This is a genomic window from Streptomyces sp. NBC_00122, assembly GCF_045160845.1.
Lineage (GTDB): Bacteria > Actinomycetota > Actinomycetes > Streptomycetales > Streptomycetaceae > Streptomyces.
Genome location: NZ_CP108191.1, coordinates 521220 through 540605, shown reverse-complemented (window position 1 = coordinate 540605; position 19386 = coordinate 521220). Strand labels below are relative to the sequence as shown.

Below are 19386 nucleotides of genomic sequence, written 5' to 3'. Positions count from 1 at the left end.
GGTGCCCCGGCCGTCGGGGTCTGCGCGCTCTTCTGTGCTCACCCGCCGATTCGACCACCGCCGGTCCCCGGAGACCAGGGGTCGCGGCGGCACGTCAGACTTTCGTCACACCTGGCGGCCGGCGCCGCCGCCGGGACCTCAGCCGTGGCGGCAGCAGCGGTCGATCTCCGCGAGCCGGGCCCCGACGTCCAGGCTCCACAGCCGCACGGTCCCGTCGGTGCTGCTGCTGGCCACCGTCCGCCCGTCGGGCGAGAAGGAGACCCCCCACACCGCGCTGGCATGGCCGGCCAGCGCGGCCACGAGGCGGCGCCCGGCCACGTCCCACAGCCGCACCGTACGGTCGTTGCCGCTGCTGGCCAGGGTCCGGCCGTCGGGGGAGAAGGCGATGCCCCGCGCGGAGCCGGTGTGCCCCGTGAGCGCCGCCTCGAAGCGCCGGCGGCGGACGTCCCACAGGCGGACCGTCCCGTCGTTGCCGCTGCTGGCGAGGGTCCGCCCGTCCGGACTGAAGGCCACGCCCCGCACCGCGCCCGTATGGCCGGAGAGCACGGCCGGAGCCGGGATTCCGCCCGCAGCGTGCGCCGAGAGGTCCCACAGCCGTACGGTCAGATCGTCGCCGGCGCTCGCCAGGGTGCGCCCGTCGGGGCTGAACACCACGTCGTTGACGAAGTCCGTGTGGCCGGTGAGCACCGCGAGCGGGCGGCGTGCCGGGACGTCCCACAGCCGCACCGTGCCGTCCGCGCCGGCAGCGGCGAGCGTGCGCCCGTCGGGGGCGAAGGCCACCGCGAACACGGTCCCGCCCCGGCCGGCGAGGGTGGCCGCCGGTGCGCGAGCCGCCACGTCCCACAGCCGGATGGTGCCGTCGGAGCCCGCCGAGGCCAGCGTGCGTCCGTCGGGGGCGAAGGCCACCGAGAACACCGTCTCGGTGTGCCCCGCGAACGCGGCCACCACCCGTCGCTCCGCCACGTCCCACACGCGCACCGTGTGATCCGCTTCCGCGGTGGCCAGCAGTCTGCCGTCGGGGCTGTACACGGCGTGCCAGACCTCCGTGAACGGACGCGACGCCAGCACCGGGCCGCGCAGGTCCCACAGCACCACCGACTGGTCGAACCCGGCGGTGGCCAGCACGGCGCCCGCGGAGTCCACCGCCACCCCGAGCACGTAGTCGGTGTGCCCGGCGAGCGTCGCCGTCAGCCGGCCGCCGCGCACGTCCCACAGCCGGGTCGTCCCGTCGCCGCCCGCGCTGACGACCGTCGTCCCGTCCGGCGTGTAGGCCACGCCGTTGACGTCGTCGCTGTGCCCGGTCAGCGTCGCGGTGATCCGGCGCCCCGCCACGTCCCACAGCCGTACGGTCCGGTCGACGCCCCCGGTGGCGACGGACTGCCCGTCCGGAGCGAACGCCGCCCCCAGCACCTCGTCCGTGTGCCCGGCGAAGACGGCCAGCGGGCGGGCCTCCACCGGGTCCCACAGCCGTACGGTCCGGTCCGAGCCGGCCGAGACCAGCGTGCGGCCGTCCGGCGCGTACGCCAGAGCGTTGACCCTGCCGGTATGGCCGTCGAGGTCGGCCACGGCCCGGTGCTCCCCGGCGGCCTCCCACAGCTGGACGGTCCCGTCGGGGGACCCGACGGCCAGAGTCAGCCCGTCGGGGGCGAAGGCCACCGCCCGGGCGCCGGTGGTGCTCGCCGGGAGGACCGCCGCCGTACGGCCGCCCGCGATGTCCCAGAGCCGCGCGGGACCGTCCGTCGAGGCGGCCGCGAGCGTCCGGCCGTCGGGGCTGAAGGCGACGGCGCGGACCCGGCCGGCCATGGTGAAGGCCGCCGTCGTACGACGGTCGGCCAGCCGCCGCAGCGTCACCGTCCCGTCCGAACCGGCCGTCGCCAGCGTGCCGTTCCCCGGCGCGAAGGCCACCGCGTTCACGGGCCCGCCGTGCCCGCCGAGCCGGGCGATGAACGGCTGGGCCTGGGTGCTCAGCAGGGCTCCGCGCGCCTCGGTGGTCGCCGCCGTCCGGTACGCCTCCCCGGCGAGCAGTATCGACGCCTCCGGCTGGCCCGCGGCCAGCGACGCGGACTGCAGGGCGAGCGCCCGGGACCGGGCGACGCGCTCCTGGCCGAGCGCACCCGCGCGCTGCTCGTACGCCAGCCCGCCGGCGCCCACGGCGAGGACCAGCAGGACCACGAGCGTGGCCAGCATCCACTGCCGCAGGCGCACCTGACGCCGGGCCAGCCGCTCCCGGCCGGCCTCCGCGGCCCGGCTCGCCCGCAGGAAGGCCTCCTCCAGCGGCCCGAGCCCGCTGCGACCGTCGAGCTCGTCGGCCCACGCGCGGGCGGTGTCCAGCCGGGTCCCGCGGTAGAGGGCCGACGGATCGCGGTCCTCGCGCTCCCATTCGGCGGCGGCGTGGGACAGCTGCTGGTGGATCAGCAGGCCCGCCCGGTCGGCGTTGATCCAGCCGCGCAGCCGCGGCCAGGCGTGCAGCAGGGCCTCGTGGGTGATCTCGACGGTGTCGCTGTCCATGGTGATCAGCCGGGCCCGGACGAAGGTGTCGAGCGCCGCCGCGGCCCGGTCGGCGTCGACCAGCTGTTCCATCAGGGCGGCGCGGTTCATCCGGCGGCGGGTGGCGCCCGTGCCGTCGGCGACGTGGACCAGGCGCACCAGCACGCGGCGGATCGTCCGCTGCTCGTCCGTGTACAGGCGGGCGAAGACGGTCTCGGCGGTCCGCGCGATCGCGCCCTGGATGCCGCCGGTCCGCTCGTACCCGGCGACGGTCAGGGTGGCGCCCCGGCGTCGCTGCCAGGTGGCCATCAGCGCGTGCGAGACCAGCGGCAGTGCGCCGGAGGGGGTGTGGCCGGGGGTGTCCTCGCGCAGACCGGCGTCGCGCAGCAGCAGGGGGACCAGGCCCGGTTCGAGGGTGACCCCGGCGAGTTCCGCCGGACGCGTGATCGATTCCCGCAGCTCCGCAAGGGTCATCGGGGGCAGTACGAACAGCCCCGCCGTGAAGACCGTGGCCAGCTCCGGCACGTCCAGACAGCTCCCGGAGAAGTCCGCCCGTACGCCGAGCACCACCACGGCGGGATCCGGGCCGGCCCCCGCTGGCCCCGCGGTGGACAGGGCCGACAGCACCCGTACGAAGGCGTGCCGCTCCTCCTCACCGGAGCAGAGGGTGAACAGCTCCTCGAACTGATCGATGATCAGCACGAGCCGGACGGGCGGAAGGCGGCGGCCCGGGTCCGACAGCCGGCGGACGGCTTCGAGCAGCACCCGGGGCCGGTCGCGCAGCTCCTGGGCGGTGATGCCGGGATCGCTGCCCAGGACCTTCGCGGTCCGGTCCAGCAGCTCCTCCAGCGGATGCGCGGTGGGAGTGAACCGCACCACCGGCCATCCGGCGGCGCCGGGCATCGGGAACCCGCCCCGGCGCCGCAGAGCCGGTACGAGACCGGCGTTCAGCAGGGAGGACTTGCCGGCGCCCGACGGGGCGACCAGCATCAGCGGCCCACTGCCGACGCGTTCGAAGACCCGCTCGACCAGCTCGGCCGTCGCCCGTTCCCGGCCGAAGAACCACTCCGCGTCCCGCGCGGTGAAGGCCGACAGGCCGCGGTAGGGGCACTCGCCGTCCGACTGCTGCCCGGTCTCCGTCCCCGTCCCGGCCCCGGCATCGGTGCCGGGGCCGGGCGGTCCTGTCTCCCGTACCATCCGCAGCAGTTCGCCCCCCGCCCCCAGTACCTCGTCGCAGCGGCGCGCCACGTCGGCGGTCACCCGCTTCGAGCCGGTCTCGATCTTGCTCAGATAGCCCTTGCTGTAGTGCGTCCGGCGGGCCATGTCGGCGAGTGACAGACCGCGTTGCACACGCAGACGTCGCAGCTGTGCGGGAAAGGGCGGTGTGGTGTCGTCGTCGGACGATTCGTGCTGGTGATCGGATTTCCGTCGGCGGTCCGGATCCCCCAAGACATCCCCCATGGCGTGCCCAGGCAGTGAGATGGCACTGCCCAGGCTACAGCCGGGGTCGGACCGATTACGCCCGGTTGAGGCGGATCGAGTTGACGGGCGTCAGGTCGGCGTAGACACCGGTCTTGGCGGCGATCGGGCTGCCGCAGCCACCGCCGTTGCTGCCGGTGCACAGGTTTGCGGTCGCACCGTCGTACTGGTTGTTGAGCACCCAGTGGTTCCCGTGCTGGTTGCTCAGATTGTGCGCACCGTAGCTGTAGAAGACGTGGGTCGGCTTGACGGCGGGGTTCTGGTTCTGGGGGTAGATGCAGACCGCCCCGTCCGGGCAGCCCGCCCACGCGTCGGCCGGCTGGGCCAGGGAGGTACCGCTGAGCGCGATCACGGCGGCGGCTGCGGTGGCGAGCGCGGCGGCGCCGCGGAACATCTTGCGCATGATTTCCCCTTGGGGTCGTGCCTGGTGCGGACGGTTCCAGCCTGCGGGCGCCGCGCGCCGGGGTCGACGGGTTTCCCGTTGCCCGTCGGGGGAGTGCCCGGGAAACCCCCGGCGACCAGCCGGGCCGCGTGCCGGAGGTCAACCCCCGCGTCCCGGGTGGCCCGGGCGGGGCGTTCCGCGGGCGGGTCGCCGGCGGGTCGCGGGGCGCCAAGGCGACGCGCGGGCGGCCACTCGTCCGGACCTCAAAAAGAGGCCGTTTGCCCACGGGTTGTCTTCTTCCGCTTGTGCATTGTGGCGATTTGCCCGGATCGCCCATAACTTCGGCATTGTGACGAATCGACAGCTCACGGTCCTCGCATGCATCTCAGTCGTCATGGCCGCAGGCCTCGGCGTGGCGGCCCCGCCCGCCGAGGCGGCCACGCGCACGGTGCATCCGGGCGAATCGATCCAGGAAGCGGTGGATGCCGCACTGCCGGGAGACCGCATCCGCGTGCTCCCCGGCACCTACCACGAGAGCGTGAACATCACGAAGCCCCTGAGCCTGCGCGGGTCGGGGCCGGGGACCGTGATCATGCCTCCGGCCGCGCCCGCGCGCGCCGAGAACCCCTGCGCGCAGAGCGGCAACGGTATCTGCGTCATAGGAGCCGCGGAGAAGACCGTGGACCGGGTGAGCATCCGGTCGCTGACGCTGACGGGGTTCAGGAAGAGCGGTATCTGGGCGACCCGTACCGACCGGTTGAAGGTCGAAGGGGTGATCGCCGAGAGGAACGGCACCTGGGGCATCGCCCAGGAGCGGTCCACCCGGGGGGTGTTCCGGCACAACACCGCGCGTGACAACGCGGAGTCCGGCATCTTCGTCGCCAACACCATCGACCGCGAGGGCGGCGCCACCGACACCGGCGGTGCCGTGATCCGCGACAACACGCTGACCGGGAACCGCATCGGGGTCACGGTCAGGCGGGTGCGGAACCTCTCCGTCAGCGACAACATCGTGACGGGCAACTGCGGCGGGATCTTCGTCGTCGGCGACGAGGGCGAGCCGGGCGCCGGCGCCATGGTCATCCGGGGCAACTGGATCTACGAGAACAACAAGTTCTGCAAGGGCAACACCCGCCTCCCGGACATCCAGGGCGTGGGCATCGTCCTCACCGGAGCCGAGGAGACGGTCATCCGTTCGAACTCCATCCGCGGCAACGTCGGCTCCTCGCCGCTGTCCGGCGGAATCCTCCTGTTCAAGAGCTTCGTGGGCGCCCAGAACACCGACAACGTCATCAAGGACAACGACGTACGGGGCAACCAGCCGGCGGACCTGGCCAACCAGGGGACGGGGTCCGGCAACACGTTCGTCGGCAACCGCTGCGGGACCTCCCAGCCCGCGGGGATGTGCTGACCCGTGATCCCGATCATCAGTGGAATCGAGGCCGTATGACCACGGTAAGCACCACCCCCACCCCCACCGCCGCTCCCGCGGCAGCCCCCGCCCCCCAGACGGCGATGAGGCTGCGCGAGCTCGTCTTCGGCGCGGCGATCGCCGCCGCCGTGCGCGCGGCGGCCCGTCTCGGCGTCGCCGACGAGCTCGGGGAGACGCCCGCCACCGCCGCCGAGCTGGCCGCGGCGCTGGACTGCGAACCCAAGCCGCTGCACCGGCTGCTCCGGGCCCTGTCCTGCTACGGAGTCTTCGCGGAGACCCAGGACGGGACGTTCGTCCACACGGAGATGTCACGCCTGCTGCGCGAGGACGATCCGCACAGCCTGCGCTACATCTCCCTGTGGTGCACGGAGCCCTGGACCTGGCAGGCCTGGCCCCTGCTCGACGAGGCGGTGCGCTCCGGCGGGAGCGTCTTCCACGACCTGTTCGGCAAGGGCTTCTTCGACTACCTGCACCAGGACGCGCACGAGTCCGCCCACGTGTTCAACCGGGCCATGACGACCTCCAGCATGCAGTCGGCGCTGGACGTCGCGGAACTCCTCGACCTCACCGGGGTCTCGGTGGTCGCGGACATCGGCGGCGGCCAGGGCCACGTACTGGCGAGCCTGCTGGAGAAGCACCCGTCCGTACGAGGGGTCCTGCTCGACCTGCCGGGAGTGGCGGCGAAGGCGGATCCCCGGCTGCGCGAGGGCGGTCCGCTCGCCGAGCGGACCGCGATCCTCCCCGGCGACTGCCGTGAGGCGATCCCGGTGGAGGCCGACCTGTACATCATCAAGAACATCCTGGAGTGGGACGACGACAGCACCCGCAGGACCCTGCACAACGTCATCGCGGCGGCCCGCCCCGGAGCCAGGGTCGTCATCATCGAGAACCTGGTGGACGACACCCCGTCCATGAAGTTCACCACCGCCATGGACCTGATGCTGCTGCTCAACGTGGGCGGTGCGAAGCACACCAAGAACAGCCTCGTCACGCGGATGGCGGACGCCGGCCTGGAGGTCGGCGAGATCCGGCCGGTCAACCCGTACCTGCACGCGTTCGAGTGCACCGTCCCCGGGTGACAGCGGCTCTCACACCGGCGCCCCCGGGACCGGCACGGAGCCGGTCCCGGGGGCGCGGGTTCTGCTGATCGCGACGGACGCCCGCGTCACGCGCCGGTCATCAGCGCGTTGTTGACGAGGTCCAGGAACTCGCGCGGCGACCTGCACCGGTCCGCGTCGGGGGGCAGGGGCCGTCCGTGCCGGTTCTCCAGCTCCCCGACGATGCCGAGCAGCCCCAGGGAATCGAGCCCCCACTCGTCGAAGGCCGCCTCGGGACGGCTCGCCATCTCGGCGGGATCGACGGTGAGGCCCGCGCCCTTGTGCATCAGAGCGGCCAGTTCTTCCATCGTCAGTCGAGCGGTCATGACAGACCTCTCCTCAAGCTCGCGCCGGCGGACGCCGGTCGGTGATCAGACTCATTTCGGAACGTTCCAGGAACTGGGAGATCTCCTCGTCGGTCGTGGGGACACCGTCCGTGGCGCTGTCGAGCAGCCGGGCGAGCACGGCCGCCTTGTGGTCGCCCTCGACACCGGCCGCCAGAGCTGGCCGGGCGTCGAGCTTGCCGTGCATGTCGAGCAGCCGGACGACGAAGTCGTCGCGCTGGAAGACGGTGCTGGCCACGATGGGGCTCGCGGGATCGCCCACGGCGGCCTCGTCCTGTCCGGCCAGCAGCCGCGCGAGTGCCATGCCGCACCCGTCCTTGGCGGGATAGAACAGCGCGCGCCGCCGCACGTCTTCGGGCTCTGGCCCACCGGACGACACGTGGTGCACCGCGGGGAGCGCCGCCCGGGTGAAGAACATCCGGGCGGATCCGGGGTCGCTGAGGTCCCGGTCCTGCTCCAGGTACGGATTGAGGGCTGCCTCCAGGGCCCTGACCTCGGGCTGTCCGGCCACATGGCGCAAGGCTGCCAGGAGGTCGCCCTCCACCTCGACGGCCCGTACGACCCGGTTCCCGTGCATGAAGAGGGACGTACGGCGCAGCCTGGTCTTCTCGTCCACCTGGGCCTGCGGGGAGCAGTACCCCGCCAGCAGCTCGGCGACGACGGCCTCGCTGCCAGGCTTCACGGTGAAGGTGAGCGCATGGCGCACGACGCCGTCCCCCCGCCGGGGAGCGGAGGCGATCGGGCCCGGTTCGGCCGGTCTGTCCGGTACGGAGGACCTGCTGGTCTTCCGCAGCACGTTGAACCGCAGCGAGCGGGTGTCGCGCACGCAGTCGTGCAGCGGCTTGACCATCGCGACGTGCTCCTCGCTGTTCAGCCAGGACAGGAAGCGCGGTGCGCTCTCCCATTCGCTGGTGATGAGCCACTGCGAGGGGTTCTCGATGGACTGGCACAACTCGTCGCTGATGTGTCCGGGGACGGACGACACCTGCCGACGCATGTGCTCGTAGACCTCCAGGAACTGATTCTGAGCCCCGTCGTACAGGTCCAGCAGCAGCACGACGCGAAGCCTCGCGCCGTCGAAGGCGGACTGGGATATCCGTTCCGACAAGGTCGTCATCGTTCACACTCCTTCGAGACATCGCGGTCGCCACGGGGCGGCGCCACCCGAACCGATCGTGGTCCGGTACTGCCATCGGCGCGAGAGGAGAGATCCATGCGGGTGAACGGGCGAGGGAACGCCCCTCGCGCAGGGCATGAGAAGTGCCATGAAGGAAAACGTCGACCACCGCGTCCCGGTCCTCATCGTGGGCGGCTCGCTGGTGGGCCTGTGCACCTCGCTATTTCTGGGCCGGCACGGCATCAGGCACATGCTGGTCGAGAAGCATGCGGGCACCTCGATGCACCCGCGCGGACGCGGGATCAACGTACGGACCATGGAGCTGTTCCGAGTCGCCGGCGTGGAGGACCGGATCCGTGAGGCCGCCTCGGTCCTGGCGGACAATCACGGCATCATGCAGGGCGGCTCGCTGACCGGTGACGACCTGGAGTGGCTGTTCGAAGAGATCGACCCGGGGGGTGCGCTCGCCCGATTCAGCCCGGCGGCGTGGTGCCTGTGCAGCCAGAACGACATCGAGCCGGTGCTGATGTCGGTGACCCCCGAGCTCGGGGCGGACCTGCGGTTCTCCACCGAACTCCTCTCCTTCGACCCCGACGACACCGGTGTGACCGCGATCGTGAAGAACCGGGAAACCGGGGAGCACAGCACCGTCCGCGCCGACTACCTCGTCGCCGCGGACGGGCCGCGCAGCCCCGTCCGGGAGCAGCTCGGCATCGGCCAGAGCGGCCACGGCGACCTGTTCCACAACGTGAGCGTCACCTTCCGGTCCCGCGGACTCGCGGAAGTGGTCGGCGAGCGGCGCTTCATCGTGTGCTACCTGACCAAGCCCGGCGCGGACGGGGCCCTGCTCCCCGTCGACAACCGCGAGCGGTGGGTCTTCCACGCGCCCTGGCACCCCGACCGGGGCGAGACGATCGACGACTTCACCGACGAGCGCTGCGCCGAGCACATCCGGCGGGCCGTCGGCGCGCCCGACCTGGACATCGAGATCACCGGGAAGGCCCCGTGGCACGCCGCCGAGCGCGTCGCCGAACGGTACGGGACCGGGCGGGTCTTCCTCGCGGGCGACTCCGCCCACGAGATGTCCCCCACCGGGGCGTTCGGCTCGAACACCGGGATCCAGGACGCCCACAACCTCGCCTGGAAGCTCGCCGCCGTGCTGAACGGCTCGGCGGGTCCGCGACTGCTGCAGACCTACGAGGCCGAGCGGCTGCCCGTCGCCAGGGCGACGAGCGAGCGCGCCTCGGCCCGCTCGGCGGAACACAGCCACCCGGGGTACGAACCCGAGGCCGCCCCGGCGCCGCGCGGCGGCGGCCGGCCAGGGGGCGGGGTCCTCTCCGTCGCCATGGGCTACCGCTACAACCTGGGCGCCGTCCTGGGCACCGACCCGGAACTGCCCGTCGTGCCCGAACGGATGCGGCTGACCGGCGAGCCGGGCACGCGCGCGCCGCACATGTGGCTGCGGGGGCCCGGCGGGCGGACGTCCACGGTGGACCTCTACGAGCGGTCGTTCGTGCTGCTCAGCTCCGAGGGCACCCCCTGGCGGGCGGCGGCGCGGTCCGCCGCCGGGCAGCTGGGCGTGGGCCTGGACGCGTACGCGATCGGCACCAGCCCCGAGGCCGACCTGGCCACGGAGGAGGGCGCCGACTGGGCTGAGGTCCACGGCACGACGAAGACCGGGGCGGTCGTCGTACGCCCTGACGGCTTCGTGGCCTGGCGCTCGGCGGAAGCCGTGGCCGATCCCGAAGCCGTCCTGCACGAGGTCCTGAGCGCGCTGCTGTACCTGTCCTGACCGACCGGCACCCGGCCCCGCGCACCGCCCCCGCGGCGGTGCGCGGGGCCGGTCTCTCTTCGCCGGTCAGGCGTCGCGGGCCGAGGCAGGCTCAGCGTCCGCGGGCCGCACGAAGACCGGCCAGCCGGCGCCGAACTCCTTGACGAACGTGGCGCAGAAGACGTCCAGGTCACCCGGCTTGCGGCTGGTGATCAGCGTGCCCGGCGCCTCGCGGCAGACGTGCACCTCCTCGTCCACCCAGGTGCCGCCCGCGTTGCGGATGTCGGTCGCCAGGCTCGGCCACGAGGTGAGCGTGCGGCCCCGTACGACGTCGGCCTCCACCAGGGTCCACGGGGCGTGGCAGATCGCGGCGACGGGCTTTCCGGCCTCGAAGAAGCTGCGCGTGAAGGCGACGGCCCGCGCGTTCAGTCGCAGGGCGTCCGGGTTGGCGACCCCGCCGGGCAGGACGAGCGCGTCGAAGGCGTCCGACGTGTCCCCGGCGAGGACGTGGTCGACGGGGTAGGTTCCCGCCTTTTCGAGATGGTGGTAGGCGCGGATCCGGCCGGCTCTCGTGGAGACCAGCTGAGGGTTCCAGCCCGCCGCCAGTGCGGCTTTCCAGGGCTCGGTGAGTTCGATCTCCTCGACGCCTTCGGGCGCCATGAGAAAGGCGATGCGCACCGGGTTCATCTCCTTCAGTCAGGGGGTTCCGGGACCGCCGGCGGCTCGTCGGGAGGCGGCGCGCCCGGAGCCGGGCGGCCGGGAGCCGGGGGCGGCTGCGGATCGCGGGGTACCGGATCGGGGCTCTCGGGGGTGGGACCGGGGCCCTCGGGCTCCGGTTCGCTCGACCAGTCCATACGGCTCACCTCGGGTTTCGGCCGTACTCGCTGTCCGTACGGCCTCTGCGCTGCCCCCTGCCCCTGCCCGGCCGAGGGCCGCTCATGTGCGGGCGGGCCGATCGGAAGGTGTACTGGGACGATGAAGCGAGGGGAGGCAGGAGTAGGCGCCGGGTACTTTCTGAACAGGAGAGCCGATGGACGTTCTGACCATGGGTGTCGAGGAGGAGTACCTGCTGGTCGACCGGGTCAGCAGGGCGCCGGTGAACCGCGCGCCCAAGGTGATCAGCGCCCTCGAGGGCCTGATGGGCGAGCAGGTCCAGGCGGAGTTCTACAACGCGCAGGTGGAGGTCTGCACCGTGCCGACCGCCGACCGCGCGGACCTGCGCGAGCAGTTGGTACGGCTGCGGGGGACCGTCGCACCGAGCGCGAGCGAGGTGGGCTGCCTGCTGGTGGCCTCGGGGGTCCCGGTGATCGCTCCGCAGGAGCCGCTGACGGTCACCGACAACGAACGCTACCGTCGCATGGCCCGCCGGTTCGCCTCCCTCGTCGGCCCCTCCCGCATGGTCTGCGGATGCCACGTGCACGTCGGCGCCCTGGACCGCAAGCGCGCGCTGGCCCTCTCGAACCACATACGCCCCTGGCTGCCGGTGCTCCAGTCGCTGACCGGGAATTCCCCCGTCGAATGCGGCCGTGACACGGGCTTCGACAGCTGGCGGTCGGTCGCCTTCTCCGCCTGGCCCACCGTGGGACCGCCCCCGCTGCTGGACGAGCCCCGGTACCTGGAATACGTCGACGGCATGGTCGGCTCCGGAGTGCTGCTCGACCGCCGCATGCTCTATTGGTACGCCCGGCCCTCCGAGCACGTGCCGACGCTGGAGTTCCGGATCGCCGACGTCAACGCCGACGTGGACACGGTCGTCCTGCTGGCCGCACTCGTACGCGGTCTCGCCGGGACGCTCCTCGCCGAAGCGGACGCCGACGTGCCGCCGCCCCAACCCGCGACGGCCACGCTGCGCAGGGCCCACGAGATGGCCGCGGAGCACGGCATCGACGGACTGGGCCTCGACCCGGTGAGCGGCCTGGAACGGCCCGCCGCCCTGCTCGTCGAGCGGCTGCTGGAGCGCGCCGCACCCGGGCTCGCGGCGGCCGGTGACCTGTACGCCGTGGAATCCCTGTGGGACGACCTGCGCCGCCAGGGCACCGGCGCGAGCCGTCAGCGGGCGGCCCTGAGACGCACGGGCAGCCTGCGGGGGGTCGTCGACAGCCTCGTGGTGGGCACGGCAGCCGCCGCCCCCCTCGCGGGCTGACCCTTCGGCCCCCAGCCCGTCATGGGTTCCGGCCCGTGACGGGCCCCGAGTCGTGACATGCTCGGAGCATGACGAGCGATACCGCGCCTCCGGGCGACGGCGCCGTGCCCGAGGTGCTCGCACTGGCCAGGGTCGTGGCCAAGCTGCGCGCGGAAGTCGTGGGCCTGGAGGGTCTCGCTTCGACCACGGCCGTCCTGGAGCGCGCCAAGGGCGTGCTGATGGCCCTGGAGGGCCTGTCGGAGGACGTGGCGTACGAGACGCTGCTGCGCCGCGCCGCGCAGGGGCAGCGGACGCTCATGGAGGAGTGCTGGATCACGCTGGGCCGGATCCCCGCCGGTCCAGCGTCGCCCCCCGTCCCCGCCGCGCAGGCCTGCCCGTCCTCCGAGCCGGGCCCCCCGGCTTCGGGCACGGACCGCCACTCCGCCGCGGGCCACGGCGGCGCCGGGCACCGGGCGGTCCTGGCCCGGCTGGCCGACGGCCTGGCCGGTGCGCACGGCCCCGACGACGTCGCCGGGCTGCTGCGGTCCGCACTCGCCGACCCCGCAGGTGTGGACGGCGTGATGATCTACGCCGTGGCGCCCGCCGGGAGCCTGGAACTGGCCGGACACGCCGGCGTCGGCGACGAACTGGCCGCGCAGTGGCACCATGTCCCGCCGCTGAGCGGATTGGCCGCCCTGGAGGCCATCGACGGCGGGCAGCCGCTCTGGCTCGAGGATCCGGCGCGGGACGGCATCCGCTACCACCTCATCGGCGATCCACCCGGTCTGTGGCCGACGCGCGCCTGGCTCCCGGTACCCGGCCACCGCCCGGTGACGGCCGCCATCGGGTTCTTCCGGACCCGGCAGACCCCCTTCGACGCCGACACCCGGGCCCTGCTGCTCCGTGCCGTACGGCTGTGCGCGGCCCCCCTGCGCCACATCGGGCGCCCGCCGGACCCCGGCGAGCCGGGCGAGGTGGAAGCCGTCCAGCGGATCCTGGACGCGATGTCCGAAACCGCGGTACTGCTCACCCCACTGCGCTCCGGGACGGGAGAGGTGGAGGACTACCGGATCGACGCGGCGGCGCCGGAATCGGTCGACGTGGCCGGACGGCGGGGCAAGGAGCTCGTGGGCCGCCGCATCCTGGAGACCTACCCCACGGTGGCGGGAACGGCCCTGTGGGAGGGCTACCTGGACACGCTGAGCACCGGAACCGTCTACGAAGGTGAGCCCTTCGTCTACGAGGAGGTCACCGCCGGAGTTCCCCGGCAGTCCACCTACTCCGTCCGGGCCACCCGGCTGGGGGCCCGCCTGGTCGTCTCCTGGGTCCGCCACGACTCCAGCGAGCGCGAGGCCCGCCGGCTGGACGACATGCAGCGCCTGGGCAACCTCGGATGGGCCGCCTGGCATCTGGCGACGAACACCATCACCTGGTCCGAGCAGGTCTACGCGATCTTCGACCGAGATCCCGCGCTGGGTCCGATCGGGCTGAAGGAACTGCCCCGGCACGTCGTACCCGACGACCTCGCGCGGCTGGGCGCGGCCGTGAAGCGGCTGCTGCGCGACGGAGCCCCGGTAGACCTGCCGTTCCGCGTCACCACCACCGACGGGGTACGGCACCTGCGGATCTTCGCCGAGGCGCAGACCGACGCGGACGGCACCCCGGTCGAGGTGCACGGCTTCTTCCAGAACGTCACCGCGTTGCGGGACATCGAACTGGCCCTGCGCGAGAGCGAGCGCGCCGTCCTCGTGGAGCGCGGCATGTTGCAGGCCGAACGCACCCTCGCCGCCCGGCTCCAGCACGCGCTGCTGCCCATCCCCGAGCAGTCCCTGGAGCTCGCCGGCCTGTGCATCGACGTCGCCTACGTACCCTCCGAGAGCGGGGTCAACGTCGGCGGTGACTGGTACAGCGCCATCGAACTCCCCGACAGGAGCGCGCTCTTCGTCGTCGGCGACGTCGCCGGCCACGGCCTGGACGCCGTCGCCACCATGGCCCAGCTCCGCTTCACCGCCAAGGGCATGGCCGTCACCGGCTCGGCGCTGCCCGACGTACTGAGCAGGCTCAACACCCTCCTGCTGCACACCGCCAGGGACACCTACGGGGCCACCGCCACCATGATCATGGGCCGCTACCAGCCCTGGGACCGCCGCCTGACCTGGGTACGGGCCGGGCACCTGCCGCCCCTGCTGATCCGCGGCGGCGAGGCGAGGTTCCTCCCCCTGCCGACGGGCAGCCTCCTCGGGGCCGGCTTCGACTCCGTCTACGCGCAGAGCACCCTCGGCCTGGAACCCGGCGACCACCTCGTGCTCTACACCGACGGGCTCGTCGAGGAACCGGGGGAGGACCTCGACGAGGGACTCGCCCGGCTCGCCGGGACCGCCCGGCGGCTCCTGGAGGAGGGCCGGGGCGAAACCCTCGCCCGCACCCTGGCCGCCCGGCGCCAGGGGCACCGGGACGACATCTGCGCCCTGGACATCCACGTTCCGGACGAGAGCTAGAGGATGTCCTGCGGGGCGTGGTCGCCGACGAGGCCGGCGACGTGGTCGGTGAGCGTGTCGAGGATGTCCGCCGAGGCCGCGTCCTGGCCGAGGACCAGCAGGCTCAGCGTCAGCCCGTCGGTCATGGCCGCCAGGTAGCGGGCCAGCGCGGGGACCGGGATGCGCAGTTCGAAGCCCATGGTGTGGCGCAGCTGTTCGACGAGTCCGGTGTAGGTCTCGGCGTACAGCTCGTACTGCCGCCGGGCCAGGTGCTCGAAGCCCGGCTGGCGCAGCGCGTACTGGGTGAGCTCGTAGGTGAGCATGTGCTCGCCCGGGTTGGCCGCCACGTGGTCCCAGTACGCCTGGAACCCGGCCCGGACGGTCTCCCGGAGGGTGGCCTTCGGCTGGATCGCCTCCTTCACCACGGTGATGTAGTGGGCGGTGATCGTCTCGATGACCGATTCGAGCAGGACCTGCTTGGAGTCGAAGCAGTAGTGGAAGACGCTCAGGGACACGCCGGCCTCGGCGGCGATGGACCGGGTCGTCGTCCGGGCGACGCCGTCCCGGGTCATGGCACGGATGGCCGCTTCGGTCAGCTGTCGGCGCCGCTCCGCCGAGGCCATCCGTGCCATGGGGTTCCTTCCGGTTCCGTGCGGTCAGCTGCTGTACACGCCGACCTCGTACAGGGAGTAGCCCCATTGGGTGCCGCGCCCCAGCCCGTGGACCCGTACGTAGCGGGCGGGGGTGCCGGCGAACAGCGCCGTGTCCAGGCCGCCGTCACCGGTGGTCGTGGACCACGCGGTCTGCCAGTTCGTGCCGTCGGCCGAGAGCTCGATGCGGTACGACTTCCCGTACGCGCGCTCCCAGTCGAGGGTGACGCGCTTGACCAGGCTCGCCGCCCCGAGGTCGACCTGGAGCCACTGGTCGTCGCTCCAGTCGCTGGCCCAGCGGGTGCCCGTGCTGCCGTCCACGGCCCGGCCGGGTGCGTAGCTGGTGAACGGGTTCCACTCGGCGGACGAGGCCGAGGTGGCGGAGCCGGCGGCGAGGTTCACCCCGGCCTTGTGCTTCTCGGACGAGCCCCAGGTGGTCAGGTAGGACTCGGCACCCTTGAACAGGTCGTCGACGACGTCCTGGCCGCCGACGTTGCGGATGTCCTCGATCCAGTCGGGGACCAGGCCGTAGTGCGCGGCGCCGTCGGTGTTGAGGTCCCAGGTGCGCACGCCGGTCGTCTGCCGGTCGATGACCGAGCCGCCGTCGGTGCTGCGGAAGGGGTAGCGCACCGGGTTCGGGGTGTCGGCCCCGCGCGGGCCGGGCCAGCCGCCGACGCCGTTCATGTCGGTTCCGAAGCCGTAGCCGACGTTGTACTTGTCGCGCAGCGCGTTGGTCCGCTTGGCCTCCGCGCTGAATCCCTCCGCGCCGCCCATGTACTGGGCGACGAACCCGCCGAGGCGGTACACCCGCTCGGTCCAGTCCATGTCCATCCAGCTGTGCGAGGAGATCACGCCGGGGTACGACTCGGACTCCAGGATGTCGAAGGCCTGGCCCGCGGCCTTGACGCTCATGTGGTCGATCTCCAGCATCATCTTGCGTTTCATCATGCCGCGCACCGCGTAGTCGCCGAGCTCGGTGAGACCGCGGGTGTTGCACTGCGCGTCGGCCGCGTACGAGGGGACCGCGACGCCCGCCGGGAGCTGCTTCTCCGCCGAGGCGGCCGGCGCGAGGCCGATGGGGTTGTCGTGCTGCGGGCCGGCGCACTTCTCCGTCTTCCAGAAGGTGCCGGTCGACAGGAACTGGCCCACGTTGATCGCCGTACCGAGGGCGCCCTGGTCGAAGCGGACCCCGCACAGGGCGTTGTCGAACTTGTGGCACAGGAACATGCTGCGCACGCCCAGCTTGTACAGCTCGTCGAGGCCGCGGTCGATGTCGGCCTTGCTGCACTGCGCGATGTCCAGGATCTGCTTGCAGCCGAACGGCTCGGAGGTCTCGACGCCGAGGACGACGGCCAGCTTGCCCTGCTTGACGACCTCGCGGGCCTGCGCGGAGTCGGTGACGATCCGGAACCAGCCCTTGCCCGGGCCGCCGTACATCTTGTCGATGTAGGCCTGCATGTCGTACGACTTCTGCGCCTCCAGGCGGATGGCGGTCATCTCGTCGCAGCCGCGGTCCTTGAAGAAGTAGACCGAGCAGATCACCCCGTTGGTGACGAGGTCGTTGACGAGCACCCGCTGGCCGCCGCGCCAGGCCCGCTCGACCCAGGCGTAGTAGTTCTGCTGGTGGGTCAGCGAGTCGTGGGCGGGCCAGTCCTTGAAGGTCGGCCAGCCGTTCGGGTCGTGCTTGCCGTCGCCGCCCTTGGTGATGAAGTCGAAGATCGCGAGCGTGCCGTCGGGGTAGTGCTCGGGGCAGTCCTTGAGCGCGTCGGTGATGCCCTGTTCGGAGAACGGCTTGCCGCAGATGAGCCGGCCGCCGAAGCCCTCGTTGGACATCAGGTGGTCGTGCGCGTCGACGAAGCCGCGCACCCGGCCCTGTGCGTCGGTCCCCTGGAAGGGTTCGCCCGTCACGTTGATCCCGGAGTCGGGCGCGGGGCGTGCGACCGGGTTCCACCAGCCCGGGTCGGCCGAGGAGCTGGCCGCGGGGCCGAGCACCATGGCCACCACGGCGAGGAGCAACGACAGCACCGCTAGGGGCCTGTGCCTGTGGTGCGACTGTGCAGTCATGGTCATCACTCACGCCTTCGGGGTCGGTGGAAACGGCGCGTGACTTGTCATGGCCCGCGCAAGCGTGGGGACGAGAATCGCGACTGCCCACAGCAGAGTCAAGAGTCTGGGACAAGTGACCTGATGAATCGTCAGAACGCGCGGGCCGCACTCCAGCCGCCTACCGTCTAGGTATGAGCGGGAATGTGGTCGTGTACGAGGTCGACCAGGCGGACGAGTCCGTCCTGCGCGTGCACGCGGCGCCGGCCGCCCCGGGAACCACATCGGTCCCCGGGCCGAGGACCTTCTGCGGCAGGGACACGTTCGCCATGGAAACGGCCTCGTGGACGCCGTCCGCGGACCCCGGCGCCGCCTGGTACCCCGCGCAGTACGCGGACCGGGTCTGCGCCGCCTGCGAGGACGTGATGGCCTAGACCCCGCCCCGGGAACCCGGCGGACCCGCTCGCGTTGCGCGGCTCCGGCGCGCGGGGCAGGGTCGATGGGAGGCGGCCCCCTGCAGGAAGGTCCGACCATGCCCATCGCCACCGTGAACCCCACGACCGGCCAGACGCTGCGCACCTTCGACGAACTCGACGCCGCGGGCATCGAGCGCTGCCTGGCGGACGCCGCCCGGGCGGCGTCCACGTACCGCCGCAGCGCGTTCGCAGAACGGAGCGAGCTGCTGACCCGTGCGGCCGCGCTCCTGGAGGCGGAGACGGAGGACATCGCGCGGACGATGACCACGGAAATGGGCAAGCCGCTGGCGGCGGCCCGGGCCGAGGCCAGCAAATGCGCCAAGTCCATGCGCTGGTACGCCGGCCGCGCGGAGTCCCTCCTCGCCGACGAGCACCCCGCCGCCGTCGACGTGCGCGACGCGGGCGCGTCCGCCGTCCGGGTGACCTACCGGCCGCTCGGGGTGATCCTCGCCGTCATGCCGTGGAACTTCCCCCTCTGGCAGGTCGTACGGTTCGCCGCACCGGCGCTCATGGCCGGCAACGTGGGCCTGCTCAAGCACGCCTCGAACGTCCCCCAGACCGCGCTCTACCTGGGCGAACTCTTCCACCGGGCCGGGTTCCCCCGCGGGTGCTTCCAGACCCTGCTCATCGGCTCGGCCGCCGTGGAGGACGTACTGCGCGACCCGAGGGTGGCCGCGGCCACCCTGACGGGCAGCGAGCCCGCCGGGCGCGCGGTGGCGTCCGTCGCCGGGGACGAGGTCAAGAAGACGGTCCTGGAGCTCGGCGGCAGCGATCCGTACATCGTGATGCCCTCGGCCGACATCGACAAGGCAGCCCGTACCGCCGTGACCGCCCGCGTGCAGAACAACGGGCAGTCCTGCATCGCCGCCAAGCGCTTCATCGTCCACACCGACGTCCACGACGAGTTCGCGGAGCGCTTCACGGCCGGCATGGCGGCGCTCACGATGGGCGACCCGATGGAGGAGTCCACCGACGTCGGCCCGCTGGCCACCGCATCGGGCCGGGAGGACCTGGAGCAGCTGGTGGACGATGCCGTACGGCACGGCGCCACGGTCCTGTGCGGAGGGCGGCGCCCGCCCCGGCACCCGAACGGCTGGTTCTACGAGCCGACGGTCCTCGCGGACGTCACCCCGGCCATGCGCATCGACCAGGAGGAGGCGTTCGGGCCCGTCGCCACCCTGTACCGGGTCGGGAGCCTGGAGGAGGCCGTCGAACGGGCCAACGACACCCCCTTCGGGCTCAGCTCGAACGTCTGGACGCGCAGCGAGGAGGACGTCGCGCACGTCGCGCGAGACCTCGAAGCGGGCGGCATCTTCGTCAACGGCATGACCGCCTCGCACCCGGCCCTTCCCTTCGGCGGGGTCAAGCGCTCCGGATTCGGGCGCGAGCTGTCCGGGCACGGAATCCGGGAGTTCTGCAACATCACCACGATCTGGCAGGCGGCGGACACGGCCTGAGGCGTACCGCCGGGCGACGGGCACCGCCGAGCGGAGGCGGGGCCCGGCTCGG

The 19386-nt window shown here is 72.5% G+C and carries 14 protein-coding genes; 7 read left to right on the top strand and 7 right to left on the bottom strand.

The window, feature by feature from the left end; genetic code table 11:
• Nucleotides 1–138: 138 nt before the first annotated feature.
• Entirely contained in the window at nucleotides 139–3948 is a 3810-nt protein-coding gene (locus tag OG737_RS02495; RefSeq protein ID WP_405921138.1) for a helix-turn-helix domain-containing protein, read from the bottom strand.
• A gap of 55 nt (nucleotides 3949–4003) precedes the next feature.
• On the bottom strand, nucleotides 4004–4369 hold the full coding sequence (locus OG737_RS02490) for a hypothetical protein (RefSeq protein ID WP_328924482.1): 366 nt from the start codon (nucleotides 4367–4369) through the stop codon (nucleotides 4004–4006).
• A 328-nt stretch (nucleotides 4370–4697) separates the two neighbouring features.
• Between OG737_RS02490 and OG737_RS02485 the strand changes: the two genes are divergently transcribed.
• Nucleotides 4698–5759: a right-handed parallel beta-helix repeat-containing protein gene (locus OG737_RS02485; RefSeq protein ID WP_328924481.1), complete on the top strand. Its 1062-nt coding sequence runs from the start codon at nucleotides 4698–4700 to the stop codon at nucleotides 5757–5759.
• Between the two features lie 35 nt (nucleotides 5760–5794).
• The gene (locus tag OG737_RS02480) at nucleotides 5795–6859 is read left to right on the top strand and encodes a methyltransferase (protein ID WP_405921137.1); all 1065 of its coding nucleotides are present in this window, start codon (nucleotides 5795–5797) and stop codon (nucleotides 6857–6859) included.
• Between the two features lie 86 nt (nucleotides 6860–6945).
• Here the strand turns inward: OG737_RS02480 and OG737_RS02475 are convergent, their stop codons facing one another.
• On the bottom strand, nucleotides 6946–7203 hold the full coding sequence (locus tag OG737_RS02475) for an acyl carrier protein (protein ID WP_328924479.1): 258 nt from the start codon (nucleotides 7201–7203) through the stop codon (nucleotides 6946–6948).
• A 13-nt stretch (nucleotides 7204–7216) separates the two neighbouring features.
• On the bottom strand, nucleotides 7217–8338 hold the full coding sequence (locus tag OG737_RS02470; protein ID WP_328924478.1) for a SchA/CurD-like domain-containing protein: 1122 nt from the start codon (nucleotides 8336–8338) through the stop codon (nucleotides 7217–7219).
• A gap of 148 nt (nucleotides 8339–8486) precedes the next feature.
• Here OG737_RS02470 and OG737_RS02465 point away from each other — a divergent pair, with 148 nt between their 5' ends.
• The gene (locus tag OG737_RS02465; RefSeq protein ID WP_405921136.1) at nucleotides 8487–10130 is read left to right on the top strand and encodes an FAD-dependent oxidoreductase; all 1644 of its coding nucleotides are present in this window, start codon (nucleotides 8487–8489) and stop codon (nucleotides 10128–10130) included.
• A 66-nt stretch (nucleotides 10131–10196) separates the two neighbouring features.
• Here the strand turns inward: OG737_RS02465 and OG737_RS02460 are convergent, their stop codons facing one another.
• Nucleotides 10197–10787: a type 1 glutamine amidotransferase domain-containing protein gene (locus OG737_RS02460; protein WP_328924476.1), complete on the bottom strand. Its 591-nt coding sequence runs from the start codon at nucleotides 10785–10787 to the stop codon at nucleotides 10197–10199.
• 352 nt (nucleotides 10788–11139) lie between these two features.
• Between OG737_RS02460 and OG737_RS02455 the strand changes: the two genes are divergently transcribed.
• Complete coding sequence (locus OG737_RS02455) at nucleotides 11140–12252, top strand: glutamate--cysteine ligase (protein WP_328924475.1); 1113 nt, start codon at nucleotides 11140–11142, stop codon at nucleotides 12250–12252.
• Between the two features lie 68 nt (nucleotides 12253–12320).
• The gene (locus OG737_RS02450) at nucleotides 12321–14729 is read left to right on the top strand and encodes a SpoIIE family protein phosphatase (RefSeq protein ID WP_328924474.1); all 2409 of its coding nucleotides are present in this window, start codon (nucleotides 12321–12323) and stop codon (nucleotides 14727–14729) included.
• On the opposite strand, the gene OG737_RS02445 is transcribed toward OG737_RS02450, so the two are convergent.
• Both OG737_RS02445 and OG737_RS02440 read right to left on the bottom strand, forming a co-directional pair.
• Nucleotides 14726–15340, bottom strand: coding sequence for a TetR/AcrR family transcriptional regulator (locus tag OG737_RS02445; RefSeq protein WP_328924473.1), 615 nt, complete (start codon nucleotides 15338–15340; stop codon nucleotides 14726–14728). The two genes, OG737_RS02450 and OG737_RS02445, sit on opposite strands and share 4 nt — an antisense overlap.
• A 24-nt stretch (nucleotides 15341–15364) precedes the next feature.
• A complete protein-coding gene (locus OG737_RS02440; protein WP_328924472.1) occupies nucleotides 15365–17428 on the bottom strand; it encodes a discoidin domain-containing protein in 2064 nt (687 codons plus the stop codon).
• Nucleotides 17429–17595: 167 nt separating this feature from the next.
• Between OG737_RS02440 and OG737_RS02435 the strand changes: the two genes are divergently transcribed.
• Nucleotides 17596–17835 (top strand): hypothetical protein, encoded by a 240-nt coding sequence (locus tag OG737_RS02435; RefSeq protein WP_405921135.1) that lies wholly within the window; start codon nucleotides 17596–17598, stop codon nucleotides 17833–17835.
• Between the two features lie 98 nt (nucleotides 17836–17933).
• Entirely contained in the window at nucleotides 17934–19334 is a 1401-nt protein-coding gene (locus tag OG737_RS02430) for an NADP-dependent succinic semialdehyde dehydrogenase (protein ID WP_328924470.1), read from the top strand.
• Nucleotides 19335–19386 lie beyond the last annotated feature (52 nt).